Source organism: Collimonas arenae (genome assembly GCF_000786695.1).
In the GTDB taxonomy this organism is placed as follows: Bacteria; Pseudomonadota; Gammaproteobacteria; order Burkholderiales; family Burkholderiaceae_D; genus Collimonas; species Collimonas arenae_A.
Window position 1 is genome coordinate 5,237,892 of record NZ_CP009962.1, and the last position, 18,623, is coordinate 5,256,514.

Annotated in this window: 18 protein-coding genes; 5 read left to right on the forward strand and 13 right to left on the reverse strand. The window is 57.0% G+C overall.

Translation table 11 applies throughout. The features are described 5' to 3' along the window. Positions 1–22: 22 nt before the first annotated feature. The 10 genes from LT85_RS23155 to LT85_RS23200 form a co-directional block, all read right to left on the reverse strand. Entirely contained in the window at positions 23–514 is a 492-nt protein-coding gene (locus LT85_RS23155; RefSeq protein ID WP_172657017.1) for a GNAT family N-acetyltransferase, read from the reverse strand. A 128-nt stretch (positions 515–642) separates the two neighbouring features. Continuing rightward, positions 643–1,422 carry a phosphonate ABC transporter, permease protein PhnE gene (phnE, locus tag LT85_RS23160; RefSeq protein ID WP_414649086.1) on the reverse strand — a complete coding sequence of 260 codons (780 nt, stop codon included), beginning with the start codon at positions 1,420–1,422 and terminating at the stop codon, positions 643–645. Positions 1,423–1,449: 27 nt separating this feature from the next. After that, positions 1,450–2,427 (reverse strand): phosphonate ABC transporter substrate-binding protein, encoded by a 978-nt coding sequence (gene phnD / locus LT85_RS23165; protein ID WP_038493712.1) that lies wholly within the window; start codon positions 2,425–2,427, stop codon positions 1,450–1,452. Positions 2,428–2,511: 84 nt separating this feature from the next. Continuing rightward, entirely contained in the window at positions 2,512–3,360 is an 849-nt protein-coding gene (phnC, locus tag LT85_RS23170; RefSeq protein ID WP_253273611.1) for a phosphonate ABC transporter ATP-binding protein, read from the reverse strand. 243 nt (positions 3,361–3,603) lie between these two features. After that, entirely contained in the window at positions 3,604–4,731 is a 1,128-nt protein-coding gene (locus tag LT85_RS23175; protein ID WP_081992644.1) for a septal ring lytic transglycosylase RlpA family protein, read from the reverse strand. 85 nt (positions 4,732–4,816) lie between these two features. Then, positions 4,817–5,929 (reverse strand): rod shape-determining protein RodA, encoded by a 1,113-nt coding sequence (gene rodA, locus LT85_RS23180; protein WP_038493718.1) that lies wholly within the window; start codon positions 5,927–5,929, stop codon positions 4,817–4,819. A 29-nt stretch (positions 5,930–5,958) separates the two neighbouring features. Next, positions 5,959–7,962 carry a penicillin-binding protein 2 gene (gene mrdA / locus LT85_RS23185; protein WP_038493721.1) on the reverse strand — a complete coding sequence of 668 codons (2,004 nt, stop codon included), beginning with the start codon at positions 7,960–7,962 and terminating at the stop codon, positions 5,959–5,961. A gap of 65 nt (positions 7,963–8,027) precedes the next feature. Next, the gene (gene mreD, locus LT85_RS23190) at positions 8,028–8,540 is read right to left on the reverse strand and encodes a rod shape-determining protein MreD (RefSeq protein ID WP_038493724.1); all 513 of its coding nucleotides are present in this window, start codon (positions 8,538–8,540) and stop codon (positions 8,028–8,030) included. Further along, positions 8,537–9,547, reverse strand: coding sequence for a rod shape-determining protein MreC (gene mreC / locus LT85_RS23195; RefSeq protein ID WP_038493727.1), 1,011 nt, complete (start codon positions 9,545–9,547; stop codon positions 8,537–8,539). Before mreC ends, mreD begins: the two co-directional genes overlap by 4 nt. Positions 9,548–9,875: 328 nt before the next feature. Beyond that, positions 9,876–10,919, reverse strand: a complete 1,044-nt coding sequence (locus tag LT85_RS23200) for a rod shape-determining protein (protein WP_038493730.1) — start codon at positions 10,917–10,919, stop codon at positions 9,876–9,878. A 247-nt stretch (positions 10,920–11,166) separates the two neighbouring features. On the opposite strand from LT85_RS23200, the gene gatC reads away from it, so the two are divergent. From gatC to gatB, 4 genes are all read left to right on the forward strand, one after another. Further along, a complete protein-coding gene (gatC, locus tag LT85_RS23205) occupies positions 11,167–11,469 on the forward strand; it encodes an Asp-tRNA(Asn)/Glu-tRNA(Gln) amidotransferase subunit GatC (protein WP_038497276.1) in 303 nt (100 codons plus the stop codon). A 91-nt stretch (positions 11,470–11,560) separates the two neighbouring features. Then, positions 11,561–13,027: an Asp-tRNA(Asn)/Glu-tRNA(Gln) amidotransferase subunit GatA gene (gene gatA / locus LT85_RS23210; RefSeq protein ID WP_038493732.1), complete on the forward strand. Its 1,467-nt coding sequence runs from the start codon at positions 11,561–11,563 to the stop codon at positions 13,025–13,027. A gap of 12 nt (positions 13,028–13,039) precedes the next feature. Beyond that, the gene (locus LT85_RS23215) at positions 13,040–13,573 is read left to right on the forward strand and encodes a hypothetical protein (RefSeq protein WP_038497278.1); all 534 of its coding nucleotides are present in this window, start codon (positions 13,040–13,042) and stop codon (positions 13,571–13,573) included. Between the two features lie 10 nt (positions 13,574–13,583). Continuing rightward, positions 13,584–15,044: an Asp-tRNA(Asn)/Glu-tRNA(Gln) amidotransferase subunit GatB gene (gene gatB, locus LT85_RS23220; protein ID WP_038493736.1), complete on the forward strand. Its 1,461-nt coding sequence runs from the start codon at positions 13,584–13,586 to the stop codon at positions 15,042–15,044. Positions 15,045–15,106: 62 nt separating this feature from the next. Here the strand turns inward: gatB and LT85_RS23225 are convergent, their stop codons facing one another. Together LT85_RS23225 and pyrE are read right to left on the reverse strand one after the other, a co-directional pair. Beyond that, positions 15,107–15,727 carry a DUF4124 domain-containing protein gene (locus LT85_RS23225; RefSeq protein ID WP_038493739.1) on the reverse strand — a complete coding sequence of 207 codons (621 nt, stop codon included), beginning with the start codon at positions 15,725–15,727 and terminating at the stop codon, positions 15,107–15,109. Positions 15,728–15,917: 190 nt separating this feature from the next. Then, a complete protein-coding gene (gene pyrE, locus LT85_RS23230; protein ID WP_038493742.1) occupies positions 15,918–16,583 on the reverse strand; it encodes an orotate phosphoribosyltransferase in 666 nt (221 codons plus the stop codon). Between the two features lie 233 nt (positions 16,584–16,816). Here pyrE and LT85_RS23235 point away from each other — a divergent pair, with 233 nt between their 5' ends. After that, complete coding sequence (locus LT85_RS23235; RefSeq protein WP_038493744.1) at positions 16,817–17,584, forward strand: exodeoxyribonuclease III; 768 nt, start codon at positions 16,817–16,819, stop codon at positions 17,582–17,584. 271 nt (positions 17,585–17,855) lie between these two features. Here the strand turns inward: LT85_RS23235 and LT85_RS23240 are convergent, their stop codons facing one another. After that, positions 17,856–18,620, reverse strand: a complete 765-nt coding sequence (locus LT85_RS23240; protein ID WP_038493747.1) for a class II glutamine amidotransferase — start codon at positions 18,618–18,620, stop codon at positions 17,856–17,858. Positions 18,621–18,623: the final 3 nt, after the last annotated feature.

Sequence of the window (18,623 nt, forward strand, 5' to 3'; positions counted from 1 at the left end):
TCGTCTGTCATTTCGACCGCAGTCAGCGCGATTTGGGAACCGGTACCGCCAGGCTGATGCCATGCTGGGTAAACCCAAAATTTTCATAGAAACGATGCGCATCCATACGTTTTAGATTGGAAGACAGCGCAATCTTGTAGCACCCGGCTTCGCCGGCAATTCTCACCGCGTGATCCAGCATCACGCTGCCGATGCCCTGTCCACGGCAAGCGCGGCTGATAACCACTGCATCCAGCACGGCCTGTTGCGTACCTTCGTGCGTCAGGCTGCAGAACGCCAGCATGCTGAACGTACCTACAGCAACGTCGTCGGCAAATACCAGGTACGCCCGAAAATAAGGATACCCTGCCATTAACGCCATGATCTTGCGGGCACCATCCGCATCCAGCGTGGCCGCACGAGTGAGCGCGTCGTCCATCTCGGCCAGCAAAGCCACCAGCGTATCGGCATCGTCGGCCGTGGCTTGGCGCACCGTGATGTGTGGCAGAGAATGATCGGGGGCGGCGGCAGTCATCGGTTTTGGCTCCATGGCGGAATAAGGCGCGAAGATGAAGACTATACCGAAAATTCCGCACATGGAAAAATGACGGGGCGCCTGTAGACCAGGCGACCCGTCATCGGGAAAACAGCAACAGGAATTGATTAGATAAACAGTTTGCGCATGCGCGACGACACCAGATCGATCATGCTGACTGCCACGACGATCATGATCAGCACAGCGCAAGTCTGAGCGTATTCAAAACTGCGTATCACTTCCCACAAGATCACGCCGATACCACCGGCGCCGACCATACCGACCACCGTCGCCGAACGCACATTGGCTTCGAAACGGTACAACACGTAGGAAATCCAGAGCGGCATCACTTGCGGCAAGACGCCATAGACGATTTCTTCCAGTGCATTGGCGCCGGTAGCGCGAATGCCTTCCACGGGTTGCGGATCGATCGCTTCGACTGCTTCCGAAAACAGTTTCGACAAGGTGCCGGTAGTCGCTACAAACAAGGCCAGCACGCCCGCAAACGGTCCCAGGCCGACTGCCACCACGAACAGCATAGCAAACACCATCTCGTTGATCGCACGCGCCGCGTCCATCAGACGGCGCACCGGTTGGTTGACCCAGGCCGGCGCAATATTCGAGGATGCCAGCAAACCGCAAGGCACTGCGCAGACCACCGCCAGCGCCGTACCCCAGACCGCAATCTGTATCGTCACCAGCAGTTCTTGCAGATAGGTGCGCCACTCATGAAAGTCAGGCGGAAAGAAACTGGCGGCATAGGTGCCCATGTTGCCGCCGTCGCGCAGCAGTTCCAGCGGGCGCATGTCGGCGCCCTTCCATGACGCGATCAGAATTGCCAGCAACACGCCCCAGAACAGCGTCCGGCCTATCGATTGCTTGGGCGGGACAGGAAACGTAGTTTGCATTTTCAGAGGTACGGAACTAGTCATTGCTTAGGATTTGGCCAGGTCGGACAATTTGCGGTTGATATCCTCAAGCTTGGTTTTCTTTTCTTCGGCGCTCAGATTCTCATCCGCTTCCAGCTTGCCCTTTTGCTTGAAAAGTTCCAGTTGGCGGATAGGATTCAGCTGGACGTTGCTGGACTCTGCAAAGCCGCTGTATTGCAGTTTGGCCAGCTGAGCTTTTTCCTGTGCTGCGTTAGGACCGGTCTTTCCGTAGTTAAGGAAGAAATTCTTGATCTTGGCCTTGGTATCGGCAGGCAAATCTTTGCGCCACACTAGCGGATCCGCGGCGATCAACGGCGATTTCCAGACGATGCGCACTTCCTTGGCAACTGCAGGCTGGCGCTCTTCGATGCGATCCATGGTGTCGGATGCAAACACGGCGGAATCGAGCTGCTTGTTGGCGACAGCCAGGATATTGGCTTCGTGGTTGGAGGTGCGGATTACCTTGAACGCTGTCTTTGGATCGACATTGTTCTTGGCGAAGATGTAGTAGTTAGGCAGCAGGAAACCGGAAGTCGAGTTAGGGTCGCCGATGCCGAAAGTCAGGCTCTTGGAATTTTTCAAGACGTCGTCGATGCTCTTGTACGGGCTGTCTTTTTGCACGCCGACCAGGCTGTAATAGCCCGATGTGCCATCCGGATTGACCACGTGCGCAAACACTTCGCCGCTGGCGCGGTCTACCGCTTCCATCGCCGATTTGTTGCCGAACCAGCCCATTTGCACTTTACCGAAACGCATGCCTTCGATAATGCCGGCATAGTCTGAGGCAAAGAAGCCGTTGACCTTGATGCCGATACGCTTGCTCATTTCGTCCAGAACCGGCTGCCAGTCTTGCTTCAGATTTTGCGACGATTCGGTGGAGATGATGCCAAAGTTCAGCGTTTTGGCATCGTCGTCTGCATGCGCTACAGAAGCTGTCACCGCCAGCATCGCCAATGCAACGCCGGAAAATAATTTTGCAAACATGATTTGGAACTCCTGATGAGGATAAGTGTTATTAACTTGTGGTGGGTAATGTGATGCTGCTTGCGATTTCTATTTCGGTTGTACTCAAGCTGCGACAGCCAACGCCGGTATGCTGTCAAACGAGGCCGGCGCAGGAGCCGCCGGCCGGGTCAGACTGCTGTTGGATCCGCCCAGGATATCTTCCGCTTCGCTGCCATACAGTTCACGCAGCATGGTTTCAGTCAGCGCATTGGACGGACCGTCGTACACCACACGGCCTTTGTGCAGCGCCACAGTACGCGGGCAAAAACGCAGCGCCACGTCGACCTGGTGCAGCGATACGATGACAGTGCTCTTGTCGAGCTGGTTAACATCAGCTAGCGTCTGCATGACGCGACGCGCCGACTCCGGATCCAGCGATGCAATCGGCTCATCGGCCAGCACCACGCGCGCCTTCTGCACGATAGTGCGGGCGATCGCCGCCCGTTGCTGCTGGCCGCCAGAGAGTGCCGAGGCGCGCTTATAGGCGTGATCGGAAATGCCCACCCGCGCCAACGCTTCCAGGCCCAGCGCCTTTTCTTCCGCGGTAAATAATTTCAAGCAGCTGCGCCAGAGCGGCATGCGCGACAGGCCGCCAGTCAGCACATTGGTCAGGACCGGCAGGCGGCCGACCAGGTTGAATTGCTGGAAGACGAAACCGACGTTGGCACGCACTGCGCGTATATTGCGGTCGACCACGCCATCTTTCTGCACTGACTGGCCATCGATGGAAATCGTGCCGCCACCGCCATCTGCAGCCATCAAGCCGGAAATATGTCGCAAAAGCGTTGATTTTCCCGATCCGGAGGCCCCGATCAACGCCACCATTTCGCCTTGGGCGAAGCATAGGCTGACGTTATCCAGAGCTCGGAATCCGCCGCGAAACGTCTTTGACAAACCTTTGATTTCAACCATGATTGTTACCGCCATTACGCTTTTTGAATGGCCGAAGTATTGCGGTCAAATATGTCAGGCGTATGAAAATTTTATGACCATTCGGTTACAAAAGGCATGAATGTAGACAATCTACAAGTCGATTTTGACTGGTTTTGTCAGGCGTCTAAGAGGGTTTATCGCACTGGATGCAATTTTTCAGGCAGGCTTTTGGAGCAATACCAAGTTTGGGCCAACTTGATATCGCAAGCTGGTAAAAACGGCCTAGCGTTGCACCACGATCGGATTGACGCTGGTGCGCTGGCGGATCTGTTGCAGGACGCTGTCGGCGTCGGAGCGGCTGGCATAAGGCCCGGCATATAAGCGATACAAGCCATTGACGGCAACGCTGCTGAGCGAATTGACGACGCCGTTCAACTCTTGCATGAGACGCGTGCGGGCGCCGTCGGCATTGGCTTGCTGGGAATAGGCGCCGAACTGTACATAGAAGCCGGCGGCGGATGCACTGTTGTTATCGCCCTGCGCTGCAACTGGAGCAACGCTTGGCGCTGCAGACGGCGTTGGATCGAACAGTAGCGGTTGCGCCGTCAGCACCGGCATGTCCACGGATTCGGTGACCACCGTCGCCGGTGCGACGCTGTCTCTGACAGGCTCAATCTGCGCTTGCGGCGGCGCTGCTTGCGTGGTTGCCGCCAAGGTACCATTCTGACGCTGCTTGTTCATCGCGATGATATCCGCCGGCAGCAAGCGCTCCACTTCCAGCTGGCCGCTGCCGCTGCCGAGGTAGCCAAGCTTCAGCGCCGCGGTGTAAGACAGATCGATAATGCGGCTGGAATGAAACGGTCCGCGGTCATTGACCCGCACAATCACTTGGGCGCCGGTTTTCAGGTTGGTCACCCGTGCATAGGACGGAATCGGCAAGGTCGGATGGGCGGCGGTCATCTTGTACATGTCGTACAGTTCGCCGGAAGATGTCTTTTGATTATGGAATTTTTTACCGTACCAGCTGCCGATGCCACGCTGCTTGAACGGCTGGTCGTCGGTCAGCGGCGTGTAGGTCTTGCCAAATACGACATAAGGCTTGTTGCCGGTGCGCGAATAAGGTTCGATGGTGGGAATCGCATCAGGGACGTCCAACAGCCCTTCTGGCGTGACATCGCCCGGACCGTCATCCTTGTAGTAGCCGCCGCGGCCGGAGCCTGCCGCGGGCAACGTTGGTCCGCCACGTCCACTGGATGCAGTCTTGGTTGGAGCAGAGGAAGCTGAAGGCGCTTTCGGTGACGAGCCGCATCCGGCCAGTATCAGCGCCACCAGCAATGCGCTGGCATTGGCCGCAATACCGTAGCGGGTACTCACTTTACCGTGACGCTTTGCGCCCTGCTTGCCTACCATGCACTCTCCCTGACTGTCGGCAGGCCATCCCGCCTGCATAACTGCAACAATGGACTCGGCTTTAGCGCCACAAGTTCAACCATGATCATGTTTGTATCAGTTTGCGATGGCGCTGGATGCTCATCAGGATGCCTGCGCCCAAGCCCAAAGTGACCAGCGCCGTGCCGCCATAGCTCATGAACGGTAAAGGTACGCCAACTACTGGCAAAATGCCACTGACCATACCCATGTTAACGAAAGCATAAGTAAAGAAAATCAATGTGATGGAGCCAGCCAGCAAACGCGTGAACATGGTGGGTGCGTTGACCGCAATCATCATGCCCCGGCCGATCAACAGCATGTACAGGAATAGCAGGACGCTGTTGCCGATCAAGCCGAATTCTTCGGAAAATACGGCAAAAATGAAGTCGGTAGTACGTTCGGGAATAAACTCCAGATGGGCTTGCGTGCCTTTCAACCAGCCTTTGCCGAAGACGCCACCCGAGCCGACTGCAATCGTCGATTGGATGATGTGGAAGCCTTTGCCGAGCGGATCCGAGGTGGGATCGATCAGCATCATCACGCGCTGTCGCTGGTAATCGTGCAATACCGACCACAGCACAGGCAAACTGGCGCCGGCTGCAACCGCCAGGCCGAGCAGTACACGCCAGGACAGGCCAGCCAGGAAGATGACATAAAAACCGGCCGCCAGCACCAGCGTGCCGGTCCCAAGGTCGGGTTGGCGGATGATCAGGCCGACCGGCAGCGCCAGCAATACTGCCGCCACCAGGTAATCGCGCCAGGTGATCATGCCTTCGCGCTTCTGGAAGTACCAGGCAAGCATCAACGGCATGGCGATCTTCATGATCTCGGACGGCTGGATGACGACGCCGAAATTGATCCAGCGCCGTGAGCCCTTCTTGACGATACCGAACAAAGCCACCGCGATCAGCAAGGCCACCCCGACCGTGTAGATCGGCACGGCGAAACGCATCAGGGTCTGCGGCGGGACATTGGCGGCGATCCACATGATAACGAACGCCACCAGGATATTGCGCAGCTGGTCCTCAACCCGGCCCGGGAAATCGATCCCTGCCGAATACAAGGTAACGATACCGACCGCCAGGATCAGGAAAATAATCAGCGACAGCGCCGCATCGAACACCACGATGTGCGATTTGATGCTGCGCAACCAAGAGTGTTTATCGGTCAGGCTCATGCTGTTGCTTTCAATTCGGCGGCCATCTTTTATTCCCGATTCCCCGGGGTTTCTTCACCCGGTTTATAACTGTTTTCCGAGCCCTCACTGGACTTCGTGTCGTCTGTCGGTGGCGACGGCGTGATGTCTTCCTCCACCGGCGCCGGCGCTGCCGCAGCTGGCGCCGCCTTGCCGGAGTCGCCCGGACGCTTGCCCAACAAATAGAAATCCAGTGCCTTGCGTGCAATCGGCGCCGCCGCCGCCGCACCGAAGCCGCCATTTTCGACGATCACGGCAAGTGCGATCCTTGGCTTGTCGACCGGCGCAAACGCGGTATACCAAGCGTGATCAAGCTGGCGCGCGGTCAGCTTCTTGGCGTCGAACTTCTCGCCTTGCTTGATGCTGACCACCTGCGCGGTTCCGGTCTTGCCGCCCGACTCGTAACCAGCGCCAGCGAACACCCGGGCTGCAGTACCTTCGCGCGTCACGCCAACCATGGCCTTCTTGATAAAGTCGATATTTTCCTGCTTCAACGGAATCCGAGAACTTTCCTTCGGCACCGTCTCGGTATGCTGGCGCGTCACGCCATCTTCGATGATTTTCACCAGATGCGGCTTCATCACAATGCCGTCGTTGACCAGTGTCGCTACCGCATGCGCCATCTGCAAAGGCGTAAAGGAGTTGAATCCCTGGCCGATGCCAAGTGAAATGGTGTCGCCACCGACCCATTTCTGCGCGGCCGGACGCTTGTAATATCTGCGCTTCCAGTCGGTCGATGGCAACAAGCCGCGCTGTTCATGCTCCAGATCGATACCGGTCAGCTGGCCGAAACCGAACGGCTTCATGAAATCATGGATGGTATCGGGTCCCAGGTCATTGGCCAGCATGTAGTAATAGGTATCGCAAGAAACCACGATCGACTTGTACAGATCGACCCGGCCATGTCCACCCGGGACGTCGTCGCGGAAGCGGTGACCGCCCAGCATGAAGTAGCCGATATCGTTGATTGCCGATGCCGGCGTCCGCTTGCCCAGTTCAAGCGCAGCCAGCGCCATGAATGGCTTGTAGGTCGACCCTGGGGCATAGCTGCCGCTCATCGGCCGGTTGATCAGCGGATGGTCGGGCGAATTATTCAACTCATCCCAGCTTTGCTGGTCGATGCCTTCCACGAACAGGTTAGGATCGAAGGAAGGCTGCGATACATACGCCAGCACGTCGCCGGTGGAAGGATCGATCGCCACCAGCGCACCGCGGCGGTTGCCGAACGCTTCTTCGACCACTTTCTGCAACTCGATGTCAATCGACAGGATCAGGTTGTCGCCCGGCGTCGCCGACACGTGCGACATGCTGCGCACCGCCCGTCCGCTGGCGGCGATTTCGATTTCTTCGTAGCCGGTGGTACCGTGTAATTGTTTTTCGTAACTCTTTTCCAGGCCATCCTTGCCGATGTAGCTGGTGCCTTTGTAGTTGGCGGCGTCGTCGCTGTCGTCGATACGATCAGCGTCCTTCTGGTTGATGCGGCCGATATAACCGATCACATGGGCAGCCACTTCACCCAGGGGATATTGCCGGAACAAACGCGCTTGCACATCGATGCCGGGAAAGCGATAACGCTGCGCGGTGAAGCGCGCCACTTCCTCATCGGTCAGCCGGGTCCGGATCGGCAGGCTGGCAAAACTCTTGGAGTCTTCCAGTAATTTCTTGAAGCGGCGGCGGTCTTTCGGCGTGATGCTGACCACTTGCGCCAGATCGTCAATCACGCTCTCGAGATCTCCTCTGATTTTCGAGCGGGTGATTTCCAGCGTGTAGGCCGAGTAATTACGCGCCAGGATAACGCCGTTGCGGTCCATGATCAGGCCGCGATTAGGCACCACCGGCACCAGCGAAATCCGGTTGTCTTCAGCTTGTGCGGCGTAAGCATCGTGACGCACCACCTGCAGCCAGATAAAGCGCGCGCACAGCAAGCCAAAGCAGATCAGCACAAACGCGATAGCCGCCGAAATCCGCAGACGGAAATTCCGGAGTTCGCGTTCAGTGTTTTTAAATTCGGTCATTGAAGTGTCAGCGTCGGGTCAACAACGGGTCAGCAACGAATCCGCAGTGGCCGCCGTAGCATAAATTAGATAGGACGATTGTCATCGCGATCGACTGCCCGCCGTTGCGGCGCGAGTAACAGCCACACCACGACCGGCCACAAAGCCATGCTGACAAAACTCTCCGAGAAATACAGCCAGCCGGGAAACTTGCCGCTGACCGACATGCGGATCACCATTTGTATCAGTTGCGTAAACAGCATCAAAGGCAGCACATGCAAAGCCTGGACGCCAACCGAGAACCACAGTACACGGCGGTGGATCATGATCGCAAAATACGATAGCAACGTGTAGGCCAGTGCATTCTGGCCGAGCAGCGTGGCTTCATGCACATCCATTAACAAACCCATGCAAAAGGCGATGCCGATGCCGATCTTGCGCGGCTGGTGAATGCTCCAGAACACCAGAACCAAGGCAACAAAGTCCGGCACTCCCGGCCATTGCCCCCACGGTAGCAAGTTAAGCAGAAATGCCAGCAGCAAGGTCATCGCGATAAACAGCGGATTGGCCGGCAACAAAATATAGTGGGGACGCATCATTGGACACCAGCTCCCTGCGGATTTTTGCGAGCCGCTTCCGGGCTTTCTTTCACGGCATCTTTGGCGGCGGCTTCCCTGCTCTTGTCACGGGTGCTCTCGGTCAGACGACGCTTGCTGAGAATATCGGCCTTGTTGTTGGGGACGGCCGCTTCGTCGTCCGGACGCGCGATCGGGTTCGGATCGACCAGCAGGATCAGTAGTTGCGTGTGTCTGTCGATACCCGCCACCGGCTCGCACACAATATGTGCGAACGCGTCGGCCGATTTGGTTTCGACTTGTATGACCTTGGCGACCGAAAGGCCGGCCGGATAGACGCCGTCAATGCCGGATGTCACCAGCAAGTCGCCCTTCTGGATATCGGCGTTGGAGGACATGAAACGAAGATCGAGGTAACCGGATTGGCCGCGGCCGTAGGCGACGCTACGCAGGCCATTGCGCAACACCTGCACCGGAATCGCCTGATCCTTGTCGGTCAGCAGCGTGACTTCGGAAGTAAATGGAAACACGCGCGTCACCTGGCCGACAATCCCCGCATCGTCGATCACCGGCTGGCCGGTAGCGACGCCGTGTTGCGAACCGCGGTCCATAATGACCTTACGGGCAAACTGGTCCCGCGCATCGTAGAGAATTTCGCTCATCACCGATTTCACCGGCAAACGCTGCTCGACGCCCAGCAATTTACGTAGTTGCGTATTCTCTGCCGCCAGCTGCTGCGCCTGCTGCAATTGCTGCGCCCGCTCGCCTTGCTTGCTGCGCAATTCCTGGTTTTCTTTTTCCACCGTCGACAACGATGAGAAATAATCGATCACTCTGTTGCTGGCATCACGCGGCATCAAAGCTACCATCTGCAACGGATAAAGTGCGGTACCGACAGCCTGCCGCAGCAGCAGCAATGCATGCATCTTTGAGTCGGCAATCAGCAGCGACAACGCCAGCAGCGTGCATATCACCGCCTTGGCGCGGGCTGAAGCGCCTTGCTTAAAGAGGGGTGGTGGACTGTATTCCATCAGTAATGGACAGATTCGGTATGGTCAGTGATGGCCGGAACAGCTGCATGAACGCTGTTACCGCAGATACAACAATGGGTCGCATGGCTTAGTGTGATGCTTCGCAAATGATGAAACCCCATAAGCGCTGCCTTTTTGCGCCAAGTGTCGTTGCAAATCCTCGCGATAGATACACTATCGCTCCGGTTCGCGCCTAGCCTGACACAAAAATTCACCACTTCTGGGGCTCCACCATTCACGAAGTACCACACTGTGCACCGACCCGGTTGCCGTTACCCACCCTCACGATCAAGCAAAAGAGGTTGGGTAAGCGTCGCATCAGCCTGGATTACTCGTAGGAAAAGATCGAACCCAGCTTGTCCATCCGTTCCAGCGCCATGCCGGAGCCGCGCACCACGCAGGTCAGCGGGTCTTCGGCTACGATCACAGGCAAACCGGTTTCTTCCATCAGCAGGCGGTCCAGATCGCGCAGCAACGCGCCACCGCCGGTCAGCATCATGCCTTTTTCAGCGATATCGGCGCCGAGTTCCGGCGGCGTCTGTTCCAGCGCGTTCTTGACGGCTGAGACAATGTTGTTAAGCGGATCAGTCAATGCTTCCAGGATTTCATTGCTGGAGATGGTGAACGAACGCGGGATGCCTTCCGACAGGTTGCGTCCCTTGACTTCCATCTCGCGCACTTCCGAACCAGGGAAAGCGGAACCGATTTCCTTCTTGATCGCTTCGGCAGTCTGTTCGCCGATCAGCATGCCGTAGTTGCGGCGGATGTAGTTGACGATGGCTTCGTCGAATTTGTCGCCGCCGACCCGTACCGAGCCTTTGTAGACCATGCCGCCCAGCGAAATGATGCCGACTTCGGTGGTGCCGCCGCCGATATCGACCACCATCGAACCGGTCGCATCCGACACCGGCAAGCCGGCGCCGATAGCCGCAGCCATCGGCTCTTCGATCAGGAACACCTGTGATGCACCAGCGCCCAATGCCGATTCGCGAATTGCACGGCGCTCAACCTGGGTCGAGCCGCAAGGTACGCAGATAATGATGCGTGGCGACGGTTTGAACAGCTTGGTGTCATGCACCATGCGGATAAACTGCTTGAGCATTTGCTCGGTGACGGTGAAGTCGGCGATCACGCCGTCTTTCATCGGGCGGATCGCCTCGATGTTGCCGGGAACCTTGCCCAACATCTGTTTTGCTTCACGGCCAACAGCCTGAATTGTCTTCTTGCCATTCGGGCCGCCTTGCTGGCGAATCGCAACAACCGACGGCTCGTCCAGGACAATGCCTTTATCGCGTACATAAATCAGCGTATTCGCGGTACCCAGATCAATCGCCAGGTCATTTGAAAAGTAGCTGCGTAAAAATCCAAACATGAATTGTTCCAATGCGCAACAATGATGCGCTTAAACGTTTTTTAGGGGGGTGTCTAGTATCCCGCGCATGGTAAAGATCTATTACCTGCCGCATGGACGCAACATTCTACCTTATAATTTGACTCAACTTAGGGCGTATAGCGCTCAAAATGCTTGCTTTTTACAAAAATCCGAGAAGTTTTTTGCAAGCAAAGCCTTTATTTTTTAACCACACTTGCAGCCGCGCCTCGAAGCGCGAACGAAAATCATGTCATTAGCCCTTTCCGACGTTAAGCGCATTGCCAATTTAGCACGCCTTGAACTCACCGAAGACCAGGCCGCTTCCACGCTGGACAAGCTCAACGGTATTTTTTCCCTGGTGGAACAGATGCGCGCGGTAGACACCACCGGCATCGAACCGCTGAGCCACCCGATTGCAGCGATTCGCCAGGATCTTTCCTTGCGTTTGCGCGACGATGAAGTGACCGAGCCGAATCGGCGCGAGGAGTATCAAAAAGTCGCTCCGGCAACCGAAGATGGCCTGTATCTGGTGCCTAAGGTAATCGAATAAATCATTTCGCGCTTGCTTGCACCGATGTGCAAGCGACTGATGGCCCGAAATCTGCAGGCCTGTTCCGCAAAGTTAATCGTTAAAAGTACTCATGCATACCAAAACACTCAAGCAATTGTCAGTGCTGCTGCACGAAAAGAAAATTTCCGCCGAGGAACTGGCGCAGCTGTATCTGGCCCGGATCCAGCAAAGCGATCTGAACGCCTTCCTGCATGTCGACCAGGACCTGACGCTGCAACAGGCGCGCGCCGCCGACCAGCGCCTGGCACAAAACGATACAACGCCGCTGACCGGCGTGCCGATCGCCCACAAGGATATTTTTGTGACGCGCGGCTGGCGCGCCACCGCCGGGTCAAAGATGCTGGAAAACTATACCAGCCCGTTCGATGCAACCGTCGTCGAACACTTCAACAACGCCGGCATGGTCAACCTCGGCAAGCTGAATTGCGACGAGTTCGCAATGGGTTCGTCAAACGAAAATTCCTATTTCGGCGCGGTCAAAAATCCGTGGGACAAGACCGCGATTCCTGGCGGTTCCTCTGGCGGTTCCGCCGCGGCGGTGGCCGCGCGCCTGACGCCGGCCGCTACCGCAACCGATACCGGCGGCTCGATCCGTCAACCGGCTTCGTTATGTGGCGTGACCGGCATCAAGCCGACTTACGGCAGCGTCTCGCGTTTCGGCATGATCGCCTTCGCCTCGTCGCTGGACCAGGCGGGACCGATTGCCCAGACTGCCGAAGATTGCGCGCTGCTGCTGAACGCCATGACTGGTTTCGACCCGCGCGATTCGACCAGCCTGGAACGCAACAAGGAAGATTTCAGCCGCGACCTGGACAAGGACCTGAAAGGTTTGCGCATCGGTATCCCGCGCGAATATTTCAGCACCGGTCTGTCGCCTGATGTTGAGCAGGCGGTGCGCGCAGCGTTGACCGAATACGAAAAACTGGGCGCAACGCTGGTTGATATTTCTCTGCCGAAAACCGAACTGTCGATCCCGGTCTATTACGTGATCGCACCGGCCGAAGCGTCGTCTAACCTGAGCCGCTTCGACGGCGTCCGCTACGGTCACCGTGCTGCCGATTACAAAGACCTGGCAGACATGTACAAGAAGTCGCGTGCAGAAGGTTTCGGCGAAGAAGTGAAGCGCCGCATCCTGGTCGGCGCCTATGTGCTGTCGCACGGATATTACGACGCCTACTATCTGCAGGCGCAAAAAATCCGCCGCCTGATCGCTCAGGATTTCCAGAACGCGCTGAGTGGCCCGAATCGTCAATGCGACGTCATCATGGGACCGGTATCGCCGACCGTGGCATGGGACTTGGGCGCCAAGGCCAACGATCCGGTGGCCAACTACCTGGCGGATATTTATACGTTGTCGACCAGTCTGGCTGGCTTGCCTGGCATGTCGATACCGTGCGGTTTCGGTCAGGGCGAAAAGAACGCCCGGCGTCCGGTCGGACTGCAAATCATCGGCAATTACTATGACGAAGCCAAGCTGCTGAACGTGGCCCACCAGTTCCAGCGCGTCACCGACTGGCATCTGCGTACGCCAGACTAAATGCGCCGCGCCATGTCTTCGATCATGCGTCATTGCTCCGCTCGCTGCAGCAGATTGCCGGCGTTGGCGCTGCTGGCTCTGAGCACGGCCTTGTTAGCGCCAGTCAGCCACGCGCAACAGTTGCAGACCAAGTTCGGCTGCAACATGACGCGCGATGAAGATGGCGAAAAAGTGATTTACGGCGACACCGGCGAATTCAGGTTGAATGGCGACCGCATCGAAGCACTGCGCTGGGAATCGGCGCTATACCGGCCGACCCACGGTTTCGAATGCAGTATCGACACCGGCGACGACCCGCAAGCCGAAGTCGCGCAAGACGGCAAGAAAGACAACTGGCGCATCACCTTGAAAGATCCTGCCGCGGCACGCCAACAACGCGGCTACGATTTTTTCAATCACGGCATGAATTGCAGTATCCGTCTGCAGCGCGACGGCGACAAACTGCACGTGATACCCAGCTGTCCGGCGCTGTGCGGCTCAAGAGGAAATTTTACGGAACTCTCGGTCAATTTAAAAACCGGCGAGTGTAGTTACCAAGACAAATAAGGAAATTATTATGCAGTGGGAAGTCGTGATCGGTCTGGAAACGCATACGCAACTCTCGACCAAGTCAAAAATATTCAGCGGCGCTTCGACCCAGTTCGGCGCCGAAGCCAACACGCAAGCTAGCCCGGTCGACCTGGCGCTGCCTGGCGTACTGCCGGTACTCAATCGCGGTGCGGTAGAACGCGCAATCCAGTTCGGCCTGGCAGTGAATGCAACGATTGCCCCACAATCGGTTTTTGCGCGTAAAAACTATTTCTATCCCGATCTGCCGAAGGGCTATCAGATCAGCCAGTTTGAAATCCCGGTGGTCCAGGGCGGCAAGGTCTCCTTCATGCTGGAAAAAGACGGCAAGAGCGAACTGCGTACCGTGCAGCTGACGCGCGCCCATCTGGAAGAAGACGCCGGAAAATCGCTGCATGAAGACTATCAAGGCATGAGCGGCATCGACCTCAATCGCGCCGGTACGCCGCTGCTGGAAATCGTGACCGAACCCGACATGCGCAGCGCCGCCGAAGCGGTGGCTTATGCCAAGGCACTGCACTCGCTGGTGATGTGGCTGGGGATTTGCGACGGCAACATGCAGGAAGGCTCTTTCCGCTGCGACGCCAACGTCTCGGTGCGCCCGGTCGGCCAGGCGGCCTACGGCACCCGCAGTGAAATCAAGAACCTTAACTCCTTCCGCTTCCTGGAAGAAGCGATCAACTACGAAGTTCGCCGCCAGATCGAAGTGATCGAAGACGGCGGCAAAGTGGTGCAGGAAACGCGCCTGTACGATCCGGACAAAAAAGAAACCCGCTCGATGCGCAGCAAGGAAGATTCGCAGGATTACCGCTACTTCCCGGATCCGGATTTGCCGCCGCTGGCGATCGCTGCGGAATGGGTAGAGCGCGTACGCGCCACCATGCCGGAACTGCCGGACGCCATGCGTGAACGTTTCGTGCGCGAGTTTGGTCTGTCGGAATACGATGCCGCCGTGCTGACCCAGTCGAAAGCCATGGCCGGTTATTTTGAAGCGGTTACGGTCAAGGCCGGCAAGGAACAAGCCAAGCCTGCCGCCAACTGGCTGATGGGCGACCTGTCGTCAGCATTGAACCGGGAAAACGTCGATGTCGCGCAGGCGCCTGTCAGCGCTGTGCAGCTGGCCGTGCTGTTGCAGCGGATTGCCGATGGCACCATCTCCAACAAGATCGCCAAGGAAGTATTCGGCGCGATGTGGGAAGCAAAATCCGCAGAAGAAAATCTGGCTGACGAGATTATCGAAAGCAAGGGCCTGAAACAGATTTCCGACAGCGACGCATTGGAAAAAATCATCGATGAGGTGTTGGCGGCCAACGCCAAGTCTGTCGAAGAATTCCGCGCCGGTAAGGAAAAAGCCTTTAACGCCTTGATCGGCCAGGCCATGAAAGCCACCAAGGGCAAGGCCAACCCGGCCCAACTGACTGAGCTGTTGAAACAAAAACTGACTGCTTAAAAGCAGGCTCAAAAAAAACGGCTGGCGCTCTGCCAGCCGTTTTGCTTTCTGCTGCACCGTGCTTAGCGCGATGCCTGTGCTTCCGCCGCCGCGGTGGCCAACTCCCGATAGTGCTTGAGAGTTTCATCGAACTTGCCGTTGATACGGGCCAATTCGGCCTGATGATCCGCCATGTTTTTCTGGTTATAGGCGATGTCGCGGTTGGCTCCTTCGATCTTGTTGCGTAAGTTCAACGGCAAGGTTTTTTTGCGCTTGTAAAACTCGGCTTCGGTATTGGCCGCTTTCAGCTGGTTCTGGGCGTCGTCGATGCCGATCTGGTCGCGCTTGATCAGATCCTGCGACAAGGACAGGTAATAGCGGCGCGACGATTCGATGTCTGCCTCGCTACGATAGCGCGCCAACAAAGCACGGTCCTGCTGGCGCCGCTGCTCTTCCGCAGCCGCGTCGGTCCTGCGTTTTTCATCCAGGATATCCTGCTGGCGTCGTTGTTCGGCGGTCAGCGGCGCCGGGATTTCGCGCTTGACTACTCCCGCCTTTGATAACTCCACAATCTTGCGATCGGCGCATTCCGGCATCTGATGATCGCCGGTCACGGTACGACCGGCTGCATCCTTGCAGGTATAAATCTGGCCGTGCGCCAGGATTGGCAGCAAAGGCAACAAGCCCGCTACGCTGAAAACCAAGGTTCGCTTAAGAGTTAGTACAATCCGCTTCATTCCCATCATCCACGACAAATGTCGACACACAACACGTTGCAATCCTGCGCGCGGCAAAAGCGGCACATGCGGCACATGCGGCACATGCGGCACATGCGGCACATGCGGCACAAACAGCGCAATGGCAACGGCTCGTGCGTCAACACAAGCCTTGCAATCATGCTACGCCGTAGCGCTCCCGGTAAGCAGCGACCGCAGCCTGGTAACGGTTCAGCTCAGCATCGGCGCCTGCGCCGGAAATATATTCCAGCAAGTCGTTCAGGTTGCCGATTGAAATGACCGGCATGCCATACGCTTGCGTCACTTCTTCTACTGCGGAATTGGCCGATAAGGCGTCATCCTTGCCGGAACGCTCCATCCGGTCCAGCGCGATCACTACCGCACAAGGCGTAGCGCCGGCGGCGCGGATCATCTCGACCGATTCCCGGACTGACGTCCCGGCTGAAATCACGTCATCGATAATCAGCACCCGGCCCTTCAATGGCCCGCCGACGATATTGCCGCCTTCGCCGTGATCCTTGGCTTCCTTGCGGTTGTAGGCAAACGACACATTGCGCCCTTGCGCCGCCAATGCCACCGCAGTTGCCGAAGCCAGCGTAATACCTTTGTAGGCCGGCCCGAACAGCATGTCAAACTGCAAACCCGAATCAATCAGGGTACGTGCATAGAATTGCGCCAGCTGGCCCAGGGCGGCACCCTCGTTAAACATGCCCGCATTGAAGAAATACGGCGAGGTGCGACCTGCCTTGGTGACAAACTCGCCGAACTTCAGCACTCCGGCCTTCACCGCAAATTCAATAAATTGTTGACGTAAATTGTTCAAAATGCACTCCAGACGGTTGATGCTGACAAATTTTGTCGCTATTTATAAACCAAAAGCGACACCAGACCGCCATTTTAAATGGAGTTCACCTGCTACACAGCAGTAAGTGCAAACAACGTGCCTGCCATGTCAAGGTTTGCGTACAGGGTTGTCTGCACGCGCGGGCTGCGCTTCGGTTATCCTTGGCATCTGACCGGGCATTACTTATTCTTAATTTTTTATCAACGACAAACATGCCAAGAATTATTTCCGCCAATCTCAACGGTATCCGTTCCGCAGCCAGAAAAGGCTTCTTCGAGTGGCTGACCAAACAGTCCGCCGATTTCATCTGCGTCCAGGAGCTAAAAGCGCAAGCCGCCGACATGACGCCGGAATTCCTCACACCGGAAGGTTACGTAGGGCATTTTCATTACGCCGAAAAGAAGGGTTATTCGGGCGTCGGTTTGTATAGCAAGCGCAAGCCGAACGCGGTCAGGATAGGTTTCGGCAACCCGGAATTCGATGCCGAAGGCCGTTATGTGGAGTGCGATTTCGGTGATTTGACGGTCATTTCGTTGTACTGCCCGTCCGGATCATCCAGCGAAGAACGGCAAATCGCCAAGTTCCGCTTCATGGAAGCGTTCTTGCCGCATCTGCAAGAACTGAAGGCCAGCGGCCGTGAAGTGGTGATTTGCGGCGACTGGAATATCGCGCATCAGGAGCGCGACCTGAAAAACTGGAAGGGTAACAAGAAGAATTCCGGCTTCCTGCCGGAAGAACGCGCCTGGCTCACCCAGCTGTTTGATGAAGTCGGCCTGGTCGACGTTTTCCGCAAAGTCGACCAGCGCGAAGAACAATACACCTGGTGGAGCAACCGCGGCCAAGCCTGGGCCAAGAACGTCGGCTGGCGTATCGATTACCACATCTCCACGCCCGGCATCGCCGCCAACGCCCACGCGGTCGCCATTTACAAAGACGAGCGCTTCTCGGACCATGCACCGCTGACGATCGATTATTCCTGATTCGTCCTGTTTTTCTCGACGGCAGCGCTAGGGCCTGTTGACGTATGATTTGGGAGTGCGAACGCGCGGCAGGCGTTGCAGGCCTAGGCGCGACGACGCGACGTACTATGCTACGGCAAGGATGCGGATGGCCGCCCCAAGTAACAACGGCATGCGACGCCTGCGGCCGTTCCCGGATGGTTCAAGCCAAAATGTGAGCTAGCTGCGTTGCATGGCTTGCCACCACACATTTTGGCTTGAACGCATCTCCCAAATCATACGTCAACAGGCCCTAGACCGGCTGGCCGTCGACGAACACGATCAGTTCGCCCTCGCCGAACTTGGTCCACACCTCGTTGGTCGTCAGCGGTTCGGTGACAATCACCGCGACCCGGTCTTGCGGCGTTGTTACTTGCGAGAAATCGACGCTCACGTCTTCGTCCGACAGATGGGCTTCGGCAAACGGGAACTGGCGCACGATGTAATACAGATTGGTCGAGCAATGCGTAAACAACGCCGAGCCATCCGAGAGCATCATGTTGAATGTGCCATGCGCTGCGATTTCGCTGGTCAGTTCGCGCAACGCAGCGGTCAGCTCGGCCTGCGACGGCGCACTGTCGCCGAAACGCTGACGCAGTTGCTGCAGCAGGTAACAGAACGCCAGTTCGCTGTCCGTATTGCCGACTGGACGGTACGGCCCGTTGAGGCGCGGCGCGAATTCCTTCAGATCGCCGTTATGGGCAAAAACCCAGTAACGGCCCCATAACTCCCGTACGAACGGATGGCAGTTTTCCAGCGCGACCTGGCCTTGGGTGGCTTTGCGAATATGCGCGATGACATTTTTCGACTTGATCGGGCAGCGCCGGATCAACTCCGCTACCGGCGACGCGATTGCCGCCTGGTAATCGACAAAATGGCGCACGCCGCTGCCTTCAAAAAAGGCAATGCCCCAGCCGTCGCTGTGATGATCGGTCTGGCCACCGCGTGTGGCGAAGCCGGTAAAACTGAACACAATGTCGGTCGGCACATTGCAGTTCATTCCAAGTAACTGACACATATT